Below are 16,306 nucleotides of genomic sequence, written 5' to 3' on the forward strand. Positions count from 1 at the left end.
CCCGCGGAGTCGATCACGTTTCACACTCCTGTGGGCGAGTCGGGGCCGGCCGGGTTACGCGCTGTGCCCTGCGACGCGCAGCGCGTGCACCAGGTCCCAGTAGCAGTCCTCGGAGGCGCCCCGGGCCGCCTCCAGGAGCAGGGGTACGAGGCGCTGGGGGTCTACCGCGACGCTGCGGGCGGCCTCCGCGGGGGTGCGGACCCGGACGTACGCGTCGAGCAGTGCGCGCACCTCGCGCCGCCTGCCGTCCTGGGCCAGCCGGAGCACGGCCTCGCCCACCTCCTGGGCCGGCCGCGCCATGCCCTGGCGCAGTATCTGCTCACCGTCGGTCGCCCGCCCCGCCGCGACGAGCGCGTCGGCGGCGTCGACCAGCCGGTCGACCGGCAGCGAGGCGGCCTCCCAGAGCAGGGTCGCCCAGTCGGCGCCGAGCCCGGCGCGGTGCAGTTCGGCGGCGAGCAGCGGAAAACGGGCGGCGGGCCACTGGGACGACTCCACGAGCAGCGCGTGCGCCTCGCCGGTGCGTCCCTCACCGCGCAGTCGTACGAGGGTGCGGACGGTGTCGATGGTGTCGTGCCGGGCGTCGTCGTCCAGCGCCTCCCGCACGGGTGCCGCCGGTTTGGCGGCAGCGGCGGCTCCGGCGAACCGCGCCCCGCGCGGGGTGCGTCGGCCCGGGGTGGCGGCAGGCGCGGGCATGACCGGCGCCCGGGTGGGGTCGACGGTGGGTGTGGCGCCGGTGTCCGCGTCGTCGATCATTCCGGCGAACCGGGCACTGCCGCGGGCACGGCGCTTGGCGCGCTGCTTGGAGGCGGGGCGGGGATCCACGGGCTCGGGGGCAGGGGCCGAGGGCTCGTACCAGTCGGCGGGAAGCTGAGGGGGTGTGGTGCGCTCGGCCGAGGCCCCGGTGCCACCTGGAGCGTCGGCCTGCCGGGCGTCGTCAGGGGCATCCCCCTGCCCGGAGCGCGGACCACCGTCACGCCCGACGAAGACGCCGTCGCCGGAGTCCTGTCCTCCAGAGCCTCGGTCCTCACCCCGGCGGGCGCCGTCGCGCCAGGCGGAAGCGCCGTCGCCGGGCCCCTGGCGGCCTGGGCCGCGGTCGTCGCCGTAGGCGGCCGGGCGGGCCCCGTCTCGGTCGGTGCCGTCGCGCCACGCGGGTGCGGTGCCGTCGGCGTCCCGCTGGCCGGAACCACGGTCGCCGCCGTAGCGGGGCCCCTCACGCCAGGCGAAGGACTCATCGCCGGAACCCTGACCGTCTGGGCCGCGGTCGTCGCCGTAGGCGGCCGGGCGGGCCCCGTCTCGGCCGGTGCCGTCGCGCCACGCGGATGTGCTCTCGCCCGGGTTTCGGCGGCCTTGGCCGAGATCGTCGCTCTCGCGGGCGCCGTCCCGCCAGGCGCGAGCCTCCCCGCCGGGACCCTGGCGACCGGGGCCGGGATCGTCGCCGTGAGCGGCCGGGCGGGCGGCGGCCTCGTCGGGCGCGTGGCCGGAGCCGGTACGCCATGTGCGAGCCTCGTCGCCGGAACCCGGGCCGCCAGGGGCTCGGTCGGTGCCGTAGGCGGTCGGGTGGGCGCCGGCCTCGTCGGTCGGGTGGCCGGGGCCGCGGGTGCCGTCGCGCCATGCCGGTGCCTCGTCGTACCAGGCGGCCTCGGTGCCGGCCGGGCGTTGTCCGTCGAGGTGGGTGCGTTGTCTCGGCAGGGGCATGGAGTCACCCGCGGGCGCGTCGGCGGGGTGCGGGGTGTGCTGGACGCGGCCGGTGAACAGGTCGGCCTCGTCGTCGCGGTCACGGTGCGGGGAGGGCGCCCGGCTCACCACCCTGCGGGCCAACTGGTCGAGCCGGTAACGGAGTTCGACGCAGCGGGCGGAGGCGCGCTCATGGTCGTCGTGGGCCCAGGCCAGGTCGAGGCGGAGACCTTCGGCTTCCTCGTGGGTGGCGGCGGAGGCGAGCGACCGCCCCAGCTCGGCGAGCCGTTCGGCGGCGTACTTCTGTTCCCGGAGCATCACGTCGAGCCGGTCCCCGAGGGTGTCGCGAGCGTCTGGGCGGGTGTCGAACGCGGCGAGCGCGGACTGGTGCAGGGCACGCGCCGGCTCGGCCTCCGAGGCGACGACGGCCGTTCCGTACCCCGCGGCGAGATCCTGGAGCAACGCGTCCACCACGTCCCAGGGCGGCACCTCCGCCCCTTCCAGGCAGGCCCGCATGCCGTCGGGGTCACGCTGCCAGAACACGCCGCACCAGCCCGCGTCCTGATCGAGACGGGCCAGCAGGCCATTCAGATACCGCGCGAACTCCCGCACCTGCCCCGGGAGTTGTTCCACCGCCATGACGTCCACCCCATGCCCGACCGGAGTTCTCCGCCCCGTAGAAAACACCAACCGTGTTACGGATGGGCTACGAAGGGTTTTCGGACCGGACGCAGAGTACCGCGCGCCCAGCGGAACGTGACGTGAGCCACTGACACATTGGCCGGAACCGCCCCACGAGGCTCACGCCGCGACCGGAGCCAACGGCTCGCACCGCCCGACGAGATCGTCCATGGACAGCCCGAGGACCCGCGCCAGCGCCGCGACCGTGAAGAAGGCCGGAGTCGGCGCGCGGCCGGTCTCGATCTTGCGGAGGGTCTCGGCGGAGATACCGGCGTGCGCCGCGATCTGCGCCATGCTGCGACCGCCACGCGCCTCGCGCAGCAACCGGCCCAGCCGCTCGCCGCGTTCATGCTCTTCGGGGGTGAGAGGAGTGCGTACCATGCCACCATTCTAATACCGGTATAGTAATTGGCATGGTGGAACTCAAGACAGACACAGCGATCGATGCCATGTACGAGACCGGCCAGGTGGTCGGCAGAGCCCTGACCGCCGTCCGGGAAGCCGCTGACGTGGGCGTCTCCCTGCTGGAGCTGGACGAGGTGGCACACGAGGTGCTGCGCGCCGCCGGGGCCACCTCACCCTTCCTCGGCTACCACCCCTCCTTCGCACCCACCCCGTTCCCGGCGGTGCTCTGCGCCTCGGTGAACGACGCGATCGTGCACGGCGTCCCGGACGACTACCGGCTGCGTGACGGCGACCTCGTCTCCGCCGACTTCGGCGCCGAACTGGGCGGCTGGGCCGGCGACTCGGCGATCAGCTTCATCGTGGGCGAGCCGCGCCCGGCCGACGTACGGCTCGTCGAGACCGCGGAGCGGGCCCTCGCCGCGGGCATCGCGGCGGCGGTCGTCGGAAACCGCATCGGCGACATCGCGCACGCGATCGGCGAGGTGTGCCGTACGGCGGGCTACGGCATCCCCGACGGGTTCGGCGGCCACGGAATCGGCCGCCGTATGCACGAGGACCCCCCGGTCCCCAACGAGGGCCGCCCCGGCCGGGGCATGCCGCTGCGCCCCGGACTGGTCCTGGCGATCGAGCCCATGCTGATCGGCAGTGGCAAGGACGGCTACTACGAGGCCCCGGACGGCTGGACCCTCCGCACCAACGACGGCTCCCGCGCGGCCCACGCGGAACACACGGTGGCGATCACGGCGTCGGGACCACGGGTGCTCACGGCCCGGCAGGACGCGCACACGAGCCGGGCCTGACCTACGGCCCCACGCTCACCGGGGGCGGCACCCGTGCCGGCGCGGACAGCATCGCGGGCCTGTACACGGCCGGTTGACGCGACTCGTGGGCCGCGCTCGCACCCGCCGCACTTCCGGACAACCCGCCGACGGCGGAACACCGCAGGTGGCGGCGAGGCAGCAGGAGGCGCTGTCCGGCCGGCCTGGACCCGCCGCTCGCCGAGCAGGACGGCGAGCCGCACGGCCGCATCCGTCCGGACCCGGCAGCGAACGGCCGGGGCCGCGTGCACAGCCCGCACGCCCAGCCGGGCCGTGCGGGCACCGGTGTCGGCCGCACCCTGCCGCACCAGGGCTTCGCCCGGGCGGCCTGCGCAGCGGCGAGCGCCCCCTGCGGACGGCCTCGGGCTTCACCCTGGAGGAGTTCGAGCACGCCTGGCCCGCAGCGGCTGTCAGCCCCTACACGGCCGGGCGGCGGCGGCCCCGGGCGAAGGACCGCCGCCGCCAGTACCCGGCCTGCTCAGGACGCCGGCCGCACCACCATCGCCGAGCCGCCACCGCGTCGTACCGTCTCGGCGGCGGCCAGCCACTTCCCGTTCGGCAGCCGCTGCACGCCGGTCGCCGCGCCGATCTCGGGGTTGAGCCGGAAGCCGTGGCCGATCGCCTCCAGCTTCGTCCTCAACTCACTGTTCCACAGCCCCGGTTCGAGCTCGGTGGTCGTCTGGTTGCGCTGGCTCGCGCGGGGTGCCGCGATCGCGTCGACCAGCGGGAGCCCTCGGTCGAGGAAGCCCGTCAGGGTCTGCAGGACGGTCGTGATGATGGTCGCCCCACCCGGCGACCCGAGAGCCACCACCGGCTTGCCGTGGGCGTCCAGGACGATCGTCGGGGACATCGACGAGCGCGGTCGTTTGCCCGGGCCCGGCAGGTTCGGGTCATGGACGGCGGGGCTGGCCGGGGCGAAGGAGAAGTCTGTCAGCTCGTTGTTGAGGAGGAAACCGCGACCCGGAACGGTGATGCCGCTGCCGCCGGTCTGCTCGATGGTCAGCGTGTAGGACACGACGTTGCCCCACTTGTCGGCCACCGTCAGATGCGTGGTGTTCTCGCCCTCGTACGTCGTCGGCGCCGCGACACCGGTGCTCGTGCAGGCCGTCGGGTGACGCGGGTCCCCGGGCGCGACCGGGCTCGTCAGCACCGCGTCGTCCTTGATCAGGCACTCCCGCGAGTCGGCGTACGACTGCGACAGCAGCTCCTTCGTCGGTACGTCCTCGAAGGCCGGGTCGCCCACCCAGCGCCCCCGGTCCGCGAAGGCGATCCGGCTCGCCTCGATGTAACGGTGCAGGAACTGGACGTCGCTCGCCTTCGAAAGGTCCGTCTTCTCAAGGATGTTGAGGGCCTCACCGACCGTCGTCCCGCCCGACGAGGAAGGTGCCATCGAGTAGACGCCCAGGCCTCGGTACGACGTCCTGGTGGGCGCCTGGCGCTTCACCCCGTAGGCCGCCAGGTCCTTCAGCGACAGTTCACCGGGACGCGCGTTGTACCCCGAACCGGGGTCCACCGGTGGCTTGTTGACCGTGGCGACGATCTCCCGGGCCAGCTTCCCCCGGTACAGGGAGCCGACACCCTTGCGGCCCAACTCCTCGTACGTACGCGCCAGATCGGGGTTCTTGAAGGTCGACCCGACCACCGGCAGCACACCGCCCGGCAGGAACAGCTTCGCCGTGTCGGGGAAGTTCCTGAACCGCGCCTCGTTGGACGCGGTCTGAGACCGGAAGGTGTCGTCCACCGTGAAGCCGTCGCGAGCGAGCCGCTCCGCCGGCTTCAGCAGCGCCCCGAGCCGCTGGCTGCCCCAACTGTCCAGCGCCGCCTGCCAGGTCGCGGGCGTGCCCGGCGTACCGACACCCAGCCCGCTGGTGACGGCGTCGGCGAAGGCGATCGGCTGCCCGTTCTCCAGGAACAGACCCGAGTCCGCCGTGAGGGGTGCCGTCTCGCGGCCGTCGATCGTGCGTACCGTACGGGACTTGGCGTCGTAGTACACGAAGTAGCCGCCACCGCCGACACCGTTGGAGTAGGGCTCCGTGACGCCGAGCGCGGCGGCCGTGGCGACGGCCGCGTCCACCGCGTTGCCACCCTTGCGCAGGATCTCGATCCCGGCGGCCGAGGCATCCGCGTCCACGCTCGCCACGGCGCCGCCGTAGCCGACGGCGACGGGGACCTTCCTCACCGACGTACCCGCGCCGGTGTCCGTGGACGGGGCGGCGGGCGGGGCCGCCGCCCCCACCGACATCACGACAGCCGAAACCGCCAGGACCGCCAGACTTCGCGCGACAGGGCGACGCATGAATACCTCCAGTCAATGACCGTCCGCGCAGCGTAACTTCATCGCAGCGGTCCCGTAAGAGCCCCTCGAACAGCGTTGCGGTCGACCGCTAGCATGCGCGCCCATGACTGACGACATGCGCAATATCGTCCTCGGTGTGGTCGCGGCCGGTATCAGCGCAGCCCTCGGCTGGCTGGCCCGCACCTATCTGTGGAAGCGCAGACTCCGCCGCAAGCAGGCCTTCTTCGGGCTGCCGGACAACTCCGAGTCGCTGCTCGTGGTGAACCGCGAGGCCGGTGGCCCCGAGTTGACGGTGATGCGCCACGACGTGTTCGCGCTGCTGGAACTCGCCGCGCTCATCAAGGACTGCAACGCCCACGCCCAGGTCGTCGCCCATGACGCCACCCAGCAGGGGATCGGCGAGCGGACCGAGTTCTGCGTGGGCGGCCCGGCCTCCAACCGCCGCATGCTGGCACATCTGCACTCCCTGCTCCCGGGTGTCCGGGTCAACGTCGACGCCGAACCCGGACCGGACCGAGGCGCCTTCCAGATCGGCACGGAGCGTTATCGCCTGGAGGCGGGCAAGGGCGAGTACGTGATACTCGCGCGCCTCACCGCCGGCCAGCGAGGCGAGGCCCGGCCGGTGTTCCTGTTCTGCGGCCAGCGTGCGATCACCAACCAGGCGGCGACCCGTTATCTCGCCCGCAATCACGAACGGCTGGCCCGCAAACACGGCAACAACTCCTTCGCCCTGCTCCTGAAGGTCGTCAACTCGCAGGCGTACGGCCCCGATGTCGTCGAGGTCGTCACGGACATCACCCGGGCCGCGCAGACGCCCCTGCCGGCCGTCGTCCCACGCAGCTCCCACCGCGCCTCCTAGAGTGCGTGCGCGGAACATCCGTCTACGCGCGGGAGGTGCCGGAACCAGGCGGAGCGGCACCCTCGTCGCGTACCTGCGCGACGTGGGCCCGCTCGGCCTCGGCGGGTCGGCCGGCCCGGTCGACCCGCTCCGCACATCGAACACACGTCGACCGGCGCGCAGCTGACCTCCTCCCCCACCGGAAGCACGACCCACATACGTGTCGATACCCCTGCGCGAGCAGTGATCTCCGGCTGCCGCCGGGCGAGCGAGTGCCCTTCTACTACTGCCCGCCTGGCAGCAGCGTCCCTGAATCGGCCGGTGCGACGGCCTCGGTCCACATCCCGATGGGGATGAACGGCAAATCGTAGTCGAGGTTCGGCTCGGACGGATTCCCGGCCTCGGCCGCCACCGGGAGCCGGTCCGTCGATACCTGCACGGCGTCCTCAACTCCCCTGACAGTCAACGATGTTGACCTCAGAGCTCCAGCATCTCGGCAGCACCTCAGTGCTTCAGGATCTTGGAGAGGAAGTCCTTGGCGCGGTCGCTGCGCGGATCGGTGAAGAACTCCTCGGGGGTACGGTCCTCGACGATGCGGCCGTCCGCCATGAAGACGACCCGGTTGGCGGCCGAGCGGGCGAAGCCCATCTCATGGGTGACGACGACCATCGTCATTCCCTCGCGGGCCAGTTGCTGCATGACCTCCAGAACCTCGTTGATCATCTCCGGGTCGAGCGCCGACGTCGGCTCGTCGAAGAGCATCGCCTTGGGGTCCATGGCCAGGGCGCGGGCGATCGCCACGCGCTGCTGCTGGCCGCCGGAGAGCTGGGCGGGGTACTTCGAGGCCTGCGAGGCGAGACCGACCCGGTCGAGGAGCTCGTGGGAGCGTTTGTCGGCCTCGCCCTTCCCGCGCCCGCGTACCTTGATCTGGCCCAGCGAGACGTTCTGGAGGACGGTCTTGTGGGCGAAGAGGTTGAACGACTGGAAGACCATCCCGACCTCGGCCCGGAGCCGCGCGAGCGGCTTGCCCTCGTCGGGCAGCAGCTGTCCGTCGAGCCTGATCGTTCCGGACTCGATCGGCTCCAGTCGGTTGATCGCCCTGCACAGAGTGGACTTGCCCGACCCGGACGGGCCGATGACCACGACCACCTCCCCCCTGCCGACGGTGAGGTTGATGTCCTGGAGGACATGCAGTTCACCGAAGTGTTTGTTGACTTCCATCAGCTCGATCAACGGATCGACGGCCATGCCCAGCCCTACTCACTTCAGCTGTGTCGTGGTTGCCGCAAACTATCCAGACAGGAGCGGAGTTAATACACGACACGCACTTTTCCGGCATTAGCCGTATTTACGCCAGATACCCCCTCGTGTCTACGTCTCCGCGACCTCCCCGTACAGCTGCGACAGCTCGGGGACACCGCTGGACGCCCACGCGTGCCCGGAGGCGACGACGTCGAACTCACGGCCCGACGACAGCCGTACGACGGGCTGGCCGTTCGGCCAGAAGTCCCAGGCGGCACCGGGGACCGTCCGCACGATGACCGTGCCGAGATAGAGGCCCGCGTCGTTGCCGAGCCAGGGCAGCGACTCCTCGTCGTCCCGCCAGCCCGGCAGCAGCTGGTCCAGCGCCTCCAACGAGGCGGCGGAGTCGTCGAGTTCGACGCCCACCCGGTGCGCCTGGGAACGGAGCAGCTCGCACTCGGAAAGGAGCCCCGCGGCCGCCTCGGGGTCGTGCTCCCCCGCGGAGTACACCGCCACCCCTCGGGCGAGCCCATGCTTCTTGCGCCAGTTGCCCAGGAAAGGGATGTTCATACGTCCAGCCTGTCATTCACACCGCCGACCGCACCACTGGGCGCGCGGGGCCACGGGTTCCGGCCAAGTTCCCCGTCCGCCCCCACCCGGCGCACCGGCCTCATTGACGGACCCCCGGCGGCTCCCTAGCTTCGCACTGCGGCCTCGCACCGCGGCTCCACACCGCGTTGAGCGACGGGCCCGAGGGAGCGGGGGACGGACATGCGCCGAGGCGACCGAGGCACGTGGGGCCCGGGTGTCCGTGGGCGCTGGGGACCGGGCATCACCCTCGCCCTCACCTGCGCCCTCACCCTGTGCGCGGCGTTGACGCCCCTGTCCTCCGCGGCCCGGGCCGCCGAACCCGATCCCCAACCCCTTCCCCTCACCCGGTACTTCGACAACACCGCCGTCAGCGACGACGCCCGCCCCGAGGCCGCCGACTTCGACGGCTCGGGCGTCTCCGTGTCGGCCCAGGACCTGACGGCCGCCGGCTGGACCAGGGGCTCCGGCCTCACCGTCCAGGGCGCCCGGCTGGTCTGGCCCTGCCGGGCACCGGGCGAGCCGGACAACGTCCGTGCCGCCGGCCAGGCCGTGCGCGTCCACGGGGAGGGGGACGCGCTCGCGTTCCTCGCCGCCGGCACCGGCGGCGCCGAGGTGAGCGGCACGGGCACCGTCTCGTACACGGACGGCACCCGGTCCTCGTACCGGCTGACCGCCCCCGACTGGCGCACCGGCTCCCTCGCCGCCAAGGCGGTCGCGCTGCCGCACGTGAACACGCCCACCGGCCAACTCGCCGAGAAGGCGCGGCTGTACGTCGTCACCGTGCCGATCGTGCGAGGGCACCAGGTCGCCTCCGTCCGGCTGCCGTACGCGGCCGACCTGCACGTCTTCGCACTCTCGGTACGGCCCGACACGGCCCGCTGGACAGGCAGTTGGGCGGCGTCGACCTCGACGTACGCGACCGTGGGCCCCTGGACCGACCGGACGCTGCGGCTGGTGGTGCACACATCGGCCGGCGGACCAAGGGTTCGGGTCCGCTTCGACAACACCTTCGCGTCGGCCCCGGTACGGATCGGCAGCGCCACGGTGGCCGTCCAGGCGGCGGGCGCCACCGCGAGCGCCACCCCTGTTCCGTTGACGTTCCGGGGCGCGCGTGGGGCCCAACTCCCGGCCGGGGCACAGGCGTTCAGCGATCCGCTCGATTTCGCGGTGCCCTCGGACAGTAACCTGCTGGTCAGCTTCGATCTGCCGGGCACGGTGACGGCGGCACCTCTGCACCGGCTCGCGCAGCAACGCTCGTACGTCAGCGAACCGGGCGACCACACGGCCGACGGCTCGCCGACGCCGTACACCTCGACGCTGACGACCTGGCCGCTGCTGACGGGGGTCGATGTGGGTGACGGTCCCGGATCCGTGGTGGTGCTCGGCGACTCGATCACCGACGGGGAGCGATCGACGGCGGACGCGAACCGGCGCTGGCCCGATGTGCTCGCCGACCGGCTCCTCGCCCAGAACACGGTGCCGCGCTACGGGGTCCTCAACCAGGGCATCGCCGCGAACCGCGTCCTGTCCGACCGCTACCCGGGCGACGGGGTCTCGACCGACTCGGGCGGGGTGAGCGCCCTGCACCGCCTGGACCGGGACGTCCTCGCCCAGACGTCGGCGCGCACGGCGATCGTCTTCCAGGGCGTCAACGACCTGCGGACGGGCGCGGCGGCGGAGGATGTCATCGCCGGTCTGAGGGAGCTGGCGGAGCGGGTGCGCGCACGGAGGATACGGGTGCTGGTCGCCACGATCGGGCCGTGCGCGGGTGAGGCGCGGTGCACGTCGGCGGTCGACGGTCAGCGGACGGCCGTGAACACGTGGATCAGGGAGGAGGCTGCGCGGGTCGCCGACTCCGAGTCCGCATCCCGGTCCGGGTCCACGTCCACGTCCGAATTTGACGGGGTCGTCGACTTCGACGCGGCGTTGCGGGATCCGGCGCAGCCGGCGCGGCTGCTGCCCGCGTACGACAGCGGGGACCATCTGCATCCGGGTGATGCGGGGCTGGCCGCGATGGCGGGGGCGGTGGAGTTGGGGGCGCTGGTGCCGTGAGCGCCCCGGGCCCGGTAGCCAGGCCCCCCTAGACCTCCAGGTCCACCACCACCGGGGCGTGGTCCGACGCGCCCTTGCCCTTCCGCTCCTCCCGGTCGACATACGCGTCCTTCGCCGCCTTCGCGAACGGCTCGTTGCCGTAGACCAGGTCGATGCGCATGCCCCGGTTCTTGGGGAAGCAGAGCTGGCGGTAGTCCCAGTACGTGTACGGGCGGTCGTACTTCAGGGGGCGCGGGACCACGTCCGTGAGCCCCGCCTCGCGCAGGGCGGCCAGGGCCTCGCGCTCGGCCGGGGTGACGTGGGTGAGGCCCTCGAAGGCGGCCAGGTCGTAGACGTCCTCGTCCGTCGGGGCCACGTTGAAGTCGCCCAGGACCGCGAACGGGCGGCTGCCTGCCGCGTCGTCGGCGACCGCCGCCCTCAGTGCCTCGAACCAGCCGAGCTTGTAGGCGTAGTGGGGGTGCGCCACCTCGCGGCCGTTCGGCACGTACACCGACCAGACGCGGACCGGGCCGCAGGTCGCGGAGACGGCGCGGGGCTCCTCGACGCCCTCGTAACCGGGGTCGCCGGGCAGGCCCCGCACCACGTCCTCCAGGCCTACGCGGGAGATCACCGCGACGCCGTTCCACCTGCCGGTCGCGTTGACCGCCGACTCGTAGCCCAGCTCTCGCAGTTGGTCGGACGGGAACTGCTCGGCGGCGACCTTGGCCTCCTGGAGGCACAGCACGTCCGTGCCGCTGCTCTCCAGCCAGGCCAGCAGCCTCGGCAGGCGGGCGGTGATCGAGTTCACGTTCCAGGTCGCGATACGCATGCCCCACAACCTACCCGCCGGGTCTGACAACGCCTCTCAGACCTCGGTCGAGGTCCCCGGCGTCAGCCGCAGGTGCTCGGCGCCGCCGAGGCCGCCGACCAGCCCGCCGTAGATCGGAAGGGCGAGGTCCGTGAGGAGGGCGTCGTGGATGTCGTACGCGCGCTGCGGCTTGATCTCACGGACGTAGTCGACGACCTCGGAGAGCTTGCTCCACGGGGCCATGATCGGAAGCAGCAGGGTGTCGACCGGGTGGTCGGGGACGGTGAGGGCGTCGCCGGGGTGGAAGACGGCGCCGTCGACGAGGAAGCCGACGTTGGTGATACGGGGGATGTCCGGGTGGATCACGGCGTGCAGTTCGCCGTGGACCTGTATGTCGAAGCCCGCGGCGGTGAACGTGTCGCCGTGGCCGACGGTGTGGACGCGGCCCGGGAAGGCCGCGGAGAGCTTGTCCGCCACGGCGGCGAGGGTCCAGAGCTCGGCGGCCGGGTTGGCGTCCAGGGCGGCACGCAGCCTGCCCTCGTCGAAGTGGTCGGCGTGCTCGTGCGTGACCAGGATCGCGTCGGCGCCGGCCGCCGCGTCCTCCTCGCTGAATCCTCCGGGGTCGAGGACGAGCGTCTGCCCGTTCTTCTCAAGGCGGACGCAGGCGTGCGACTTCTTCGTGAGCTTCATGGGTCCATCCTGCCGCGCGCCCGGACCGCGTCGCGGCTGGGGGTGGTGCTTTCACCACCCGGCTCAGGGGTCCTGCTCAGGCCTCGTGCTCCGGGGTCAGCCCTCGGGCGTCGTCTCCTCGCGGATGACCTGCTGGGCCACCTTGAACGCGCTGTTGGCGGCGGGCACCCCGCAGTAGACGGCCGCTTGGAGCAGTACTTCCTTGATCTCGACCGGGGTGAGGCCGTTGCGGAGGGCCGCGCGGGTGTGGAAGGCGAGTTCGTCGAGGTGGCCGCCGGCGACGAGGGCGGCGAGGGTGACGCAGCTGCGGGAACGCCGGTCGAGGCCGGGCCGGCTCCAGATCTCGCCCCACGCGTATCTGGTGACGAAGTCCTGGAAGTCCCCGGAGAACTCGTCCGCCTGGGCGAGCGCCAGGTCGACGTGCGCGTCGCCGAGCACCTCACGGCGGACCTTCATCCCGGCGTCGTACTGGTCCGGGCGCCCCTGTGCCTCGGGTTGCGGGGCGGGCGGCGCGATCTCCGCGATGGGGGTGGCCGGTTGGAGCGCGGCCAGGACCGGCTTGGCCGGGGCCGCCGAGATGGCCATCTGGCCGGTTCCGGTGCCGTACGCGGGCTGCCAGGCCGTCGAGAAGTGGCGTACGAGAAGGTCGGTGACGGCGGCGGGCTGCTCGACCGGGACCAGGTGGGAGGCGCCCGGCACCACCGCGAGGCGGGCGTCCGGGATGCCCGCGACCAGGGTGCGGGCCTCGGCGGGCCCGGTGACCTGGTCGTCGGAGCCGACGAGGACGAGGGTCGGCACCCCGACGCGGGCCAGTTCGCCCCGTACGTCGAAGGAGGCGAGCGATTCGCAGGCGGCGATGTAGCAGCCGGGGTCGGTGGTGCGGACCATCTGTACGGCCCACTCGGTGATCGCGGGCTGCGCGGCGGCGAAGCCGCTGGTGAACCAACGCTCGGGGGAGGTACGGGCGATGGGGTCGAGCCCGTTGGTCCGGACGATCACACCGCGCTGGCGGAACTCGTCGGCCGTTCCGAAGCGGGGCGAGGCGGCGATCAGCGCGAGCGAGGCCAGCCGCTCCGGGTGGCGCAGCGCCAGTTCGGCGCCGATCGCGCCGCCGAGCGCGCAACCCGCGTAGCCGAAGCGCTGCACGCCGACCCTGTCGAGCGTGGCGAGCAGCCGGGTCGCCAGGTCGGCGACCGACCCGGCGGGATGGGCGGGGGCACCACCGTGCCCCGGCAGGTCGAAACGAAAGACCCGCCACTGCTTCACCAGCTCCGGCACCTGCCGGTCCCACATGTGCCATGTGGTACCCAGCGAGGGTCCCAAGATCAGGACGGGAGCCTCTTCTGGCCCGTCAAAGCGGTATTGCAGGGTGTTCGACGGTGTCTCACTCACGCGTCAGACCCTCTCACGTCTCACGGACGCCCCTATAACGGAGGAGGATCGCCGGAGCGCTCAGCCCTCGATGTGATAGCGGCTCTGGGACGCGACGGCTTGGCGGATCTTGGTGGTGAAGTCGGCGGTACGGGCGATCCGGTCCACCCCGCCGGCCTTGTTACGACGCAGGACGCTCTTGAAGATCTGGTCCAGCGTTCCTGTCATGCGGAACATCAAGCGGAGCAGGCATCGCTTCAGACACCTCCAGAGGCGTTCAATTTTGCAGAAGCGAAGGCTTTGGCATGTTGGCTGCCAAGGGCTTTGGGCCGCATCCACTGCAGGCGTGTGTCATCACTACGCCCACGCGTCAAGTGCTCGTTGGGGGAGGACCCGGGGGGTGCGGTGCCACCGCCGGAGTTGCAGCACACCCGCCCGGAAGCCCCCTCCGGCCGCGTCTGCAGGGCCTTGCCGCCGAACGCCTCTCTCACCGGCGCTATCACAGACGCCCCTATAACGCGGGGGTGCGGGAAACCGGTCTGACCAGGTTGAAGACCTCTCGGGCGGCATATCGCTTGAGACATCGGATGATCTCACGGCGGGTCTTGCCCTCCTGGGTGCGGCGTTCGTAGTACGCCTGGGTGCGCGGGTCGTGGCGCAGCCGGGTGAACACGATGCGGTGCAGGGCGGCGTTCGCCTGTCGGTCGCCGCCGTGGTTGAGTCGGCGCGTGCTCCGCCGGCCCGAGGAGTACTCGACGGGGCTGACTCCGCAAAGGGCGGCAAAGGATGCCTCGGTGTTCAGCCGCTCGGGGTTGTCTCCCATGGTGATCAGGAGAGTGACGGCACTGTCCGGGCCGATGCCCACCGGGACGAGCAGCTGCGGGGCGTGGCGCTCGACGAGCCGGGTCAGGCGCCGGTTCAGCTCATCGATCTGCCCGGTGAGCTGCTCGATGCGCTCCGCGAGCATTCTCAGGGTCATGTGGGTGGCCTGGGCCACCGCGTCCTCGTCACCCCCACCGTCACGCAGGCCGAGGCGCGCGCACGTGCGGAACAACTCGGCATTGCCCAGGCTCGACAACCGCTCCCGCAAGGCAGGGTCAGCGATGACCAGGACGGCCTTGAGCTGGTTGATCGCCTGGGTCCGTGCCTTGACCGCGGAGACCTTGGCGAGTTTGAACATCCGGGCGCTGTGCACCGGACCATCACCGGACTTGGCCCGGGCCCGGGCACGACCGCTGAGCACAGCCCGCGCAGCAGCCTGCGCATCGAGCGGGTCCGACTTCCCGAGCAGACGGCGGGCCGAGCGGTCGGGCCGGTTCACTTCATACACCTGGACGTCCTGAGCCAGCAGGTAGCGGGACAGGCCCGCTCCGAAGGTACCGGTGCCCTCCACGCCGGCCCGGCGCACCGTCCCCCGCTTGCGGGCCCAGACGAGCAGCCGAACATAGCCGGTCGCCGTGGCCGGAAAGGACTCAGTGCCCAGGATCTTCCCGAGCGGGGAGATCACGGCGGCGACATGAACCTCACCGTGCGTGTCTACGCCCAGGACGACCTCGCCCGGAACGGGAGGATCCGTGCTGGAGGAGGTGCTGCGCTGCCTGGTCGTCATGATTGGTTCGCCTCCCGCGTGGTGACGTACTGGGTGGCCGGCACCGGCCTGAACGGGCGGTCTGAACCGTGATGGCGCCTAAACTTCGGCAAGGCCCCTATTGGGACACGCCCTGTGGCTCGGTGACAGCAGACACCATCCCGCAACGACAGTCGACAAGCCTGTGACTGGACACTTCGGTCATAGATCTCATGAGTCAGACCCCGCCCGGGACAGCACCACGCAACAATCCCACCAGGACCGGCACAACGGCATGATCCGACCACTCTCGGAAGACTTCGTCCGGACCGGAGACCAACTACTGCCGCAAGACGAGAGGATGGCCTCACCCTTCGTCTGCTCGTGACCGGCATTGACAGACACCCAAGTCACCCGCCGCACCAGCCGGATACGACCGGCACGCGCCCGTACGGTAGTTGGGCGTTGGCCCAGTCCCCGGCGACGGTCCGACGACCACGAACTCCCGTCCAGCGGGGGTCTCATGTCAGGAACCGTCATGGGCATCCAGGAGACAAATACAGCCTCGGAGCAGCGCCGGAATCACCCGATACCGGGGAGGCTGCCGCCCCCATGTCGGCACACGCGCAGTTACCTTGTCCGCGGCATCACCGTGATCGAGCTCCACGGAAGCATCGATGTTCTCGTGGTGCGAGCAGAACAGTGCGTGTACCGTCTGCGGTAGCTGTCATGGTTCCGAAGTACCGGTCGCCCGTGAGCACACCTTCACGGGCGATTTTGTTGTTCACCGTCTCTGAGGACCAGGGCGATCACCTCCGGTTCCCGCACGGTGCGGGACCGATTTCGAGTCCCCTTGGAGGACACATGGCCAGCGGCATCGTTAAGTGGTTCAACGCCGAAAAGGGTTTCGGCTTCATCGAGCAGGACGGCGGCGGCCCGGACGTCTTCGCCCACTACTCGAACATCGCCAGCTCCGGCTTCCGCGAGCTTCAGGAAGGCCAGAAGGTGAACTTCGACGTCACCCAGGGTCAGAAGGGCCCCCAGGCGGAGAACATCACCCCCGCCTGACGCTCGTCTGTTCAGCAGGCGCCGCCAGGTCACTGGCGCACGCCCTGTGAAAAGCCCGGCCGGGCCGTTACTACCGGCCGGGCTCTTCTATGGCGCGTATCTCCACGGACGGCGGGCTGTCCAGGTAGCGGTCATTTCAGGTCCCTGCGGGCGGACAGTTGACCTCCCTGTCCGGTATGACTTTCGTCCCCTGGATGGGGGCATGGGCCGTGGGTAAAGCCGTGCC

General features: G+C 71.3%; 15 protein-coding genes. 4 read left to right on the forward strand and 11 right to left on the reverse strand.

Annotated features, from left to right (window positions below; all coding sequences use genetic code 11):
• Positions 1–54: 54 nt before the first annotated feature.
• Both PV734_RS07315 and PV734_RS07320 read right to left on the reverse strand, forming a co-directional pair.
• Positions 55–2,313 (reverse strand): hypothetical protein, encoded by a 2,259-nt coding sequence (locus tag PV734_RS07315; protein WP_319288964.1) that lies wholly within the window; start codon positions 2,311–2,313, stop codon positions 55–57.
• Positions 2,314–2,475: 162 nt separating this feature from the next.
• Complete coding sequence (locus tag PV734_RS07320) at positions 2,476–2,736, reverse strand: helix-turn-helix transcriptional regulator (protein WP_319094618.1); 261 nt, start codon at positions 2,734–2,736, stop codon at positions 2,476–2,478.
• A gap of 32 nt (positions 2,737–2,768) precedes the next feature.
• Between PV734_RS07320 and map the strand changes: the two genes are divergently transcribed.
• Complete coding sequence (map, locus tag PV734_RS07325; protein WP_319288965.1) at positions 2,769–3,560, forward strand: type I methionyl aminopeptidase; 792 nt, start codon at positions 2,769–2,771, stop codon at positions 3,558–3,560.
• Positions 3,561–4,056: 496 nt separating this feature from the next.
• Here the strand turns inward: map and ggt are convergent, their stop codons facing one another.
• Positions 4,057–5,874 carry a gamma-glutamyltransferase gene (ggt, locus tag PV734_RS07330; RefSeq protein ID WP_319094616.1) on the reverse strand — a complete coding sequence of 606 codons (1,818 nt, stop codon included), beginning with the start codon at positions 5,872–5,874 and terminating at the stop codon, positions 4,057–4,059.
• A gap of 103 nt (positions 5,875–5,977) precedes the next feature.
• On the opposite strand from ggt, the gene PV734_RS07335 reads away from it, so the two are divergent.
• The gene (locus tag PV734_RS07335; protein WP_319094615.1) at positions 5,978–6,733 is read left to right on the forward strand and encodes a hypothetical protein; all 756 of its coding nucleotides are present in this window, start codon (positions 5,978–5,980) and stop codon (positions 6,731–6,733) included.
• A 262-nt stretch (positions 6,734–6,995) separates the two neighbouring features.
• Here PV734_RS07335 and PV734_RS07340 read toward each other — a convergent pair whose 3' ends face one another.
• From PV734_RS07340 to PV734_RS07350, 3 genes are all read right to left on the reverse strand, one after another.
• Complete coding sequence (locus PV734_RS07340) at positions 6,996–7,151, reverse strand: hypothetical protein (RefSeq protein ID WP_319094614.1); 156 nt, start codon at positions 7,149–7,151, stop codon at positions 6,996–6,998.
• A gap of 65 nt (positions 7,152–7,216) precedes the next feature.
• Entirely contained in the window at positions 7,217–7,960 is a 744-nt protein-coding gene (locus PV734_RS07345; RefSeq protein ID WP_319094613.1) for an amino acid ABC transporter ATP-binding protein, read from the reverse strand.
• 123 nt (positions 7,961–8,083) lie between these two features.
• Positions 8,084–8,524 carry a DUF6278 family protein gene (locus PV734_RS07350; protein ID WP_319094612.1) on the reverse strand — a complete coding sequence of 147 codons (441 nt, stop codon included), beginning with the start codon at positions 8,522–8,524 and terminating at the stop codon, positions 8,084–8,086.
• Positions 8,525–8,725: 201 nt separating this feature from the next.
• Here PV734_RS07350 and PV734_RS07355 point away from each other — a divergent pair, with 201 nt between their 5' ends.
• Entirely contained in the window at positions 8,726–10,597 is a 1,872-nt protein-coding gene (locus PV734_RS07355) for an SGNH/GDSL hydrolase family protein (protein ID WP_319288966.1), read from the forward strand.
• A gap of 28 nt (positions 10,598–10,625) precedes the next feature.
• On the opposite strand, the gene PV734_RS07360 is transcribed toward PV734_RS07355, so the two are convergent.
• The 5 genes from PV734_RS07360 to PV734_RS07380 form a co-directional block, all read right to left on the reverse strand.
• A complete protein-coding gene (locus PV734_RS07360; RefSeq protein ID WP_319094610.1) occupies positions 10,626–11,405 on the reverse strand; it encodes an exodeoxyribonuclease III in 780 nt (259 codons plus the stop codon).
• 36 nt (positions 11,406–11,441) lie between these two features.
• Entirely contained in the window at positions 11,442–12,074 is a 633-nt protein-coding gene (locus PV734_RS07365) for an MBL fold metallo-hydrolase (protein WP_319094609.1), read from the reverse strand.
• A gap of 96 nt (positions 12,075–12,170) precedes the next feature.
• The gene (gene pcaC, locus PV734_RS07370; protein ID WP_319288967.1) at positions 12,171–13,466 is read right to left on the reverse strand and encodes a 4-carboxymuconolactone decarboxylase; all 1,296 of its coding nucleotides are present in this window, start codon (positions 13,464–13,466) and stop codon (positions 12,171–12,173) included.
• A 60-nt stretch (positions 13,467–13,526) separates the two neighbouring features.
• On the reverse strand, positions 13,527–13,673 hold the full coding sequence (locus PV734_RS07375; protein WP_319288968.1) for a hypothetical protein: 147 nt from the start codon (positions 13,671–13,673) through the stop codon (positions 13,527–13,529).
• Positions 13,674–13,956: 283 nt separating this feature from the next.
• Entirely contained in the window at positions 13,957–15,054 is a 1,098-nt protein-coding gene (locus tag PV734_RS07380) for an IS110 family transposase (protein ID WP_319288969.1), read from the reverse strand.
• A gap of 822 nt (positions 15,055–15,876) precedes the next feature.
• Between PV734_RS07380 and PV734_RS07385 the strand changes: the two genes are divergently transcribed.
• Positions 15,877–16,080 carry a cold-shock protein gene (locus PV734_RS07385; RefSeq protein WP_164319327.1) on the forward strand — a complete coding sequence of 68 codons (204 nt, stop codon included), beginning with the start codon at positions 15,877–15,879 and terminating at the stop codon, positions 16,078–16,080.
• The last annotated feature ends 226 nt before the right edge of the window (positions 16,081–16,306 follow it).

It is taken from the genome of Streptomyces sp. AK08-02, from assembly GCF_033795085.1.
Lineage (GTDB): Bacteria > Actinomycetota > Actinomycetes > Streptomycetales > Streptomycetaceae > Streptomyces > Streptomyces echiniscabiei.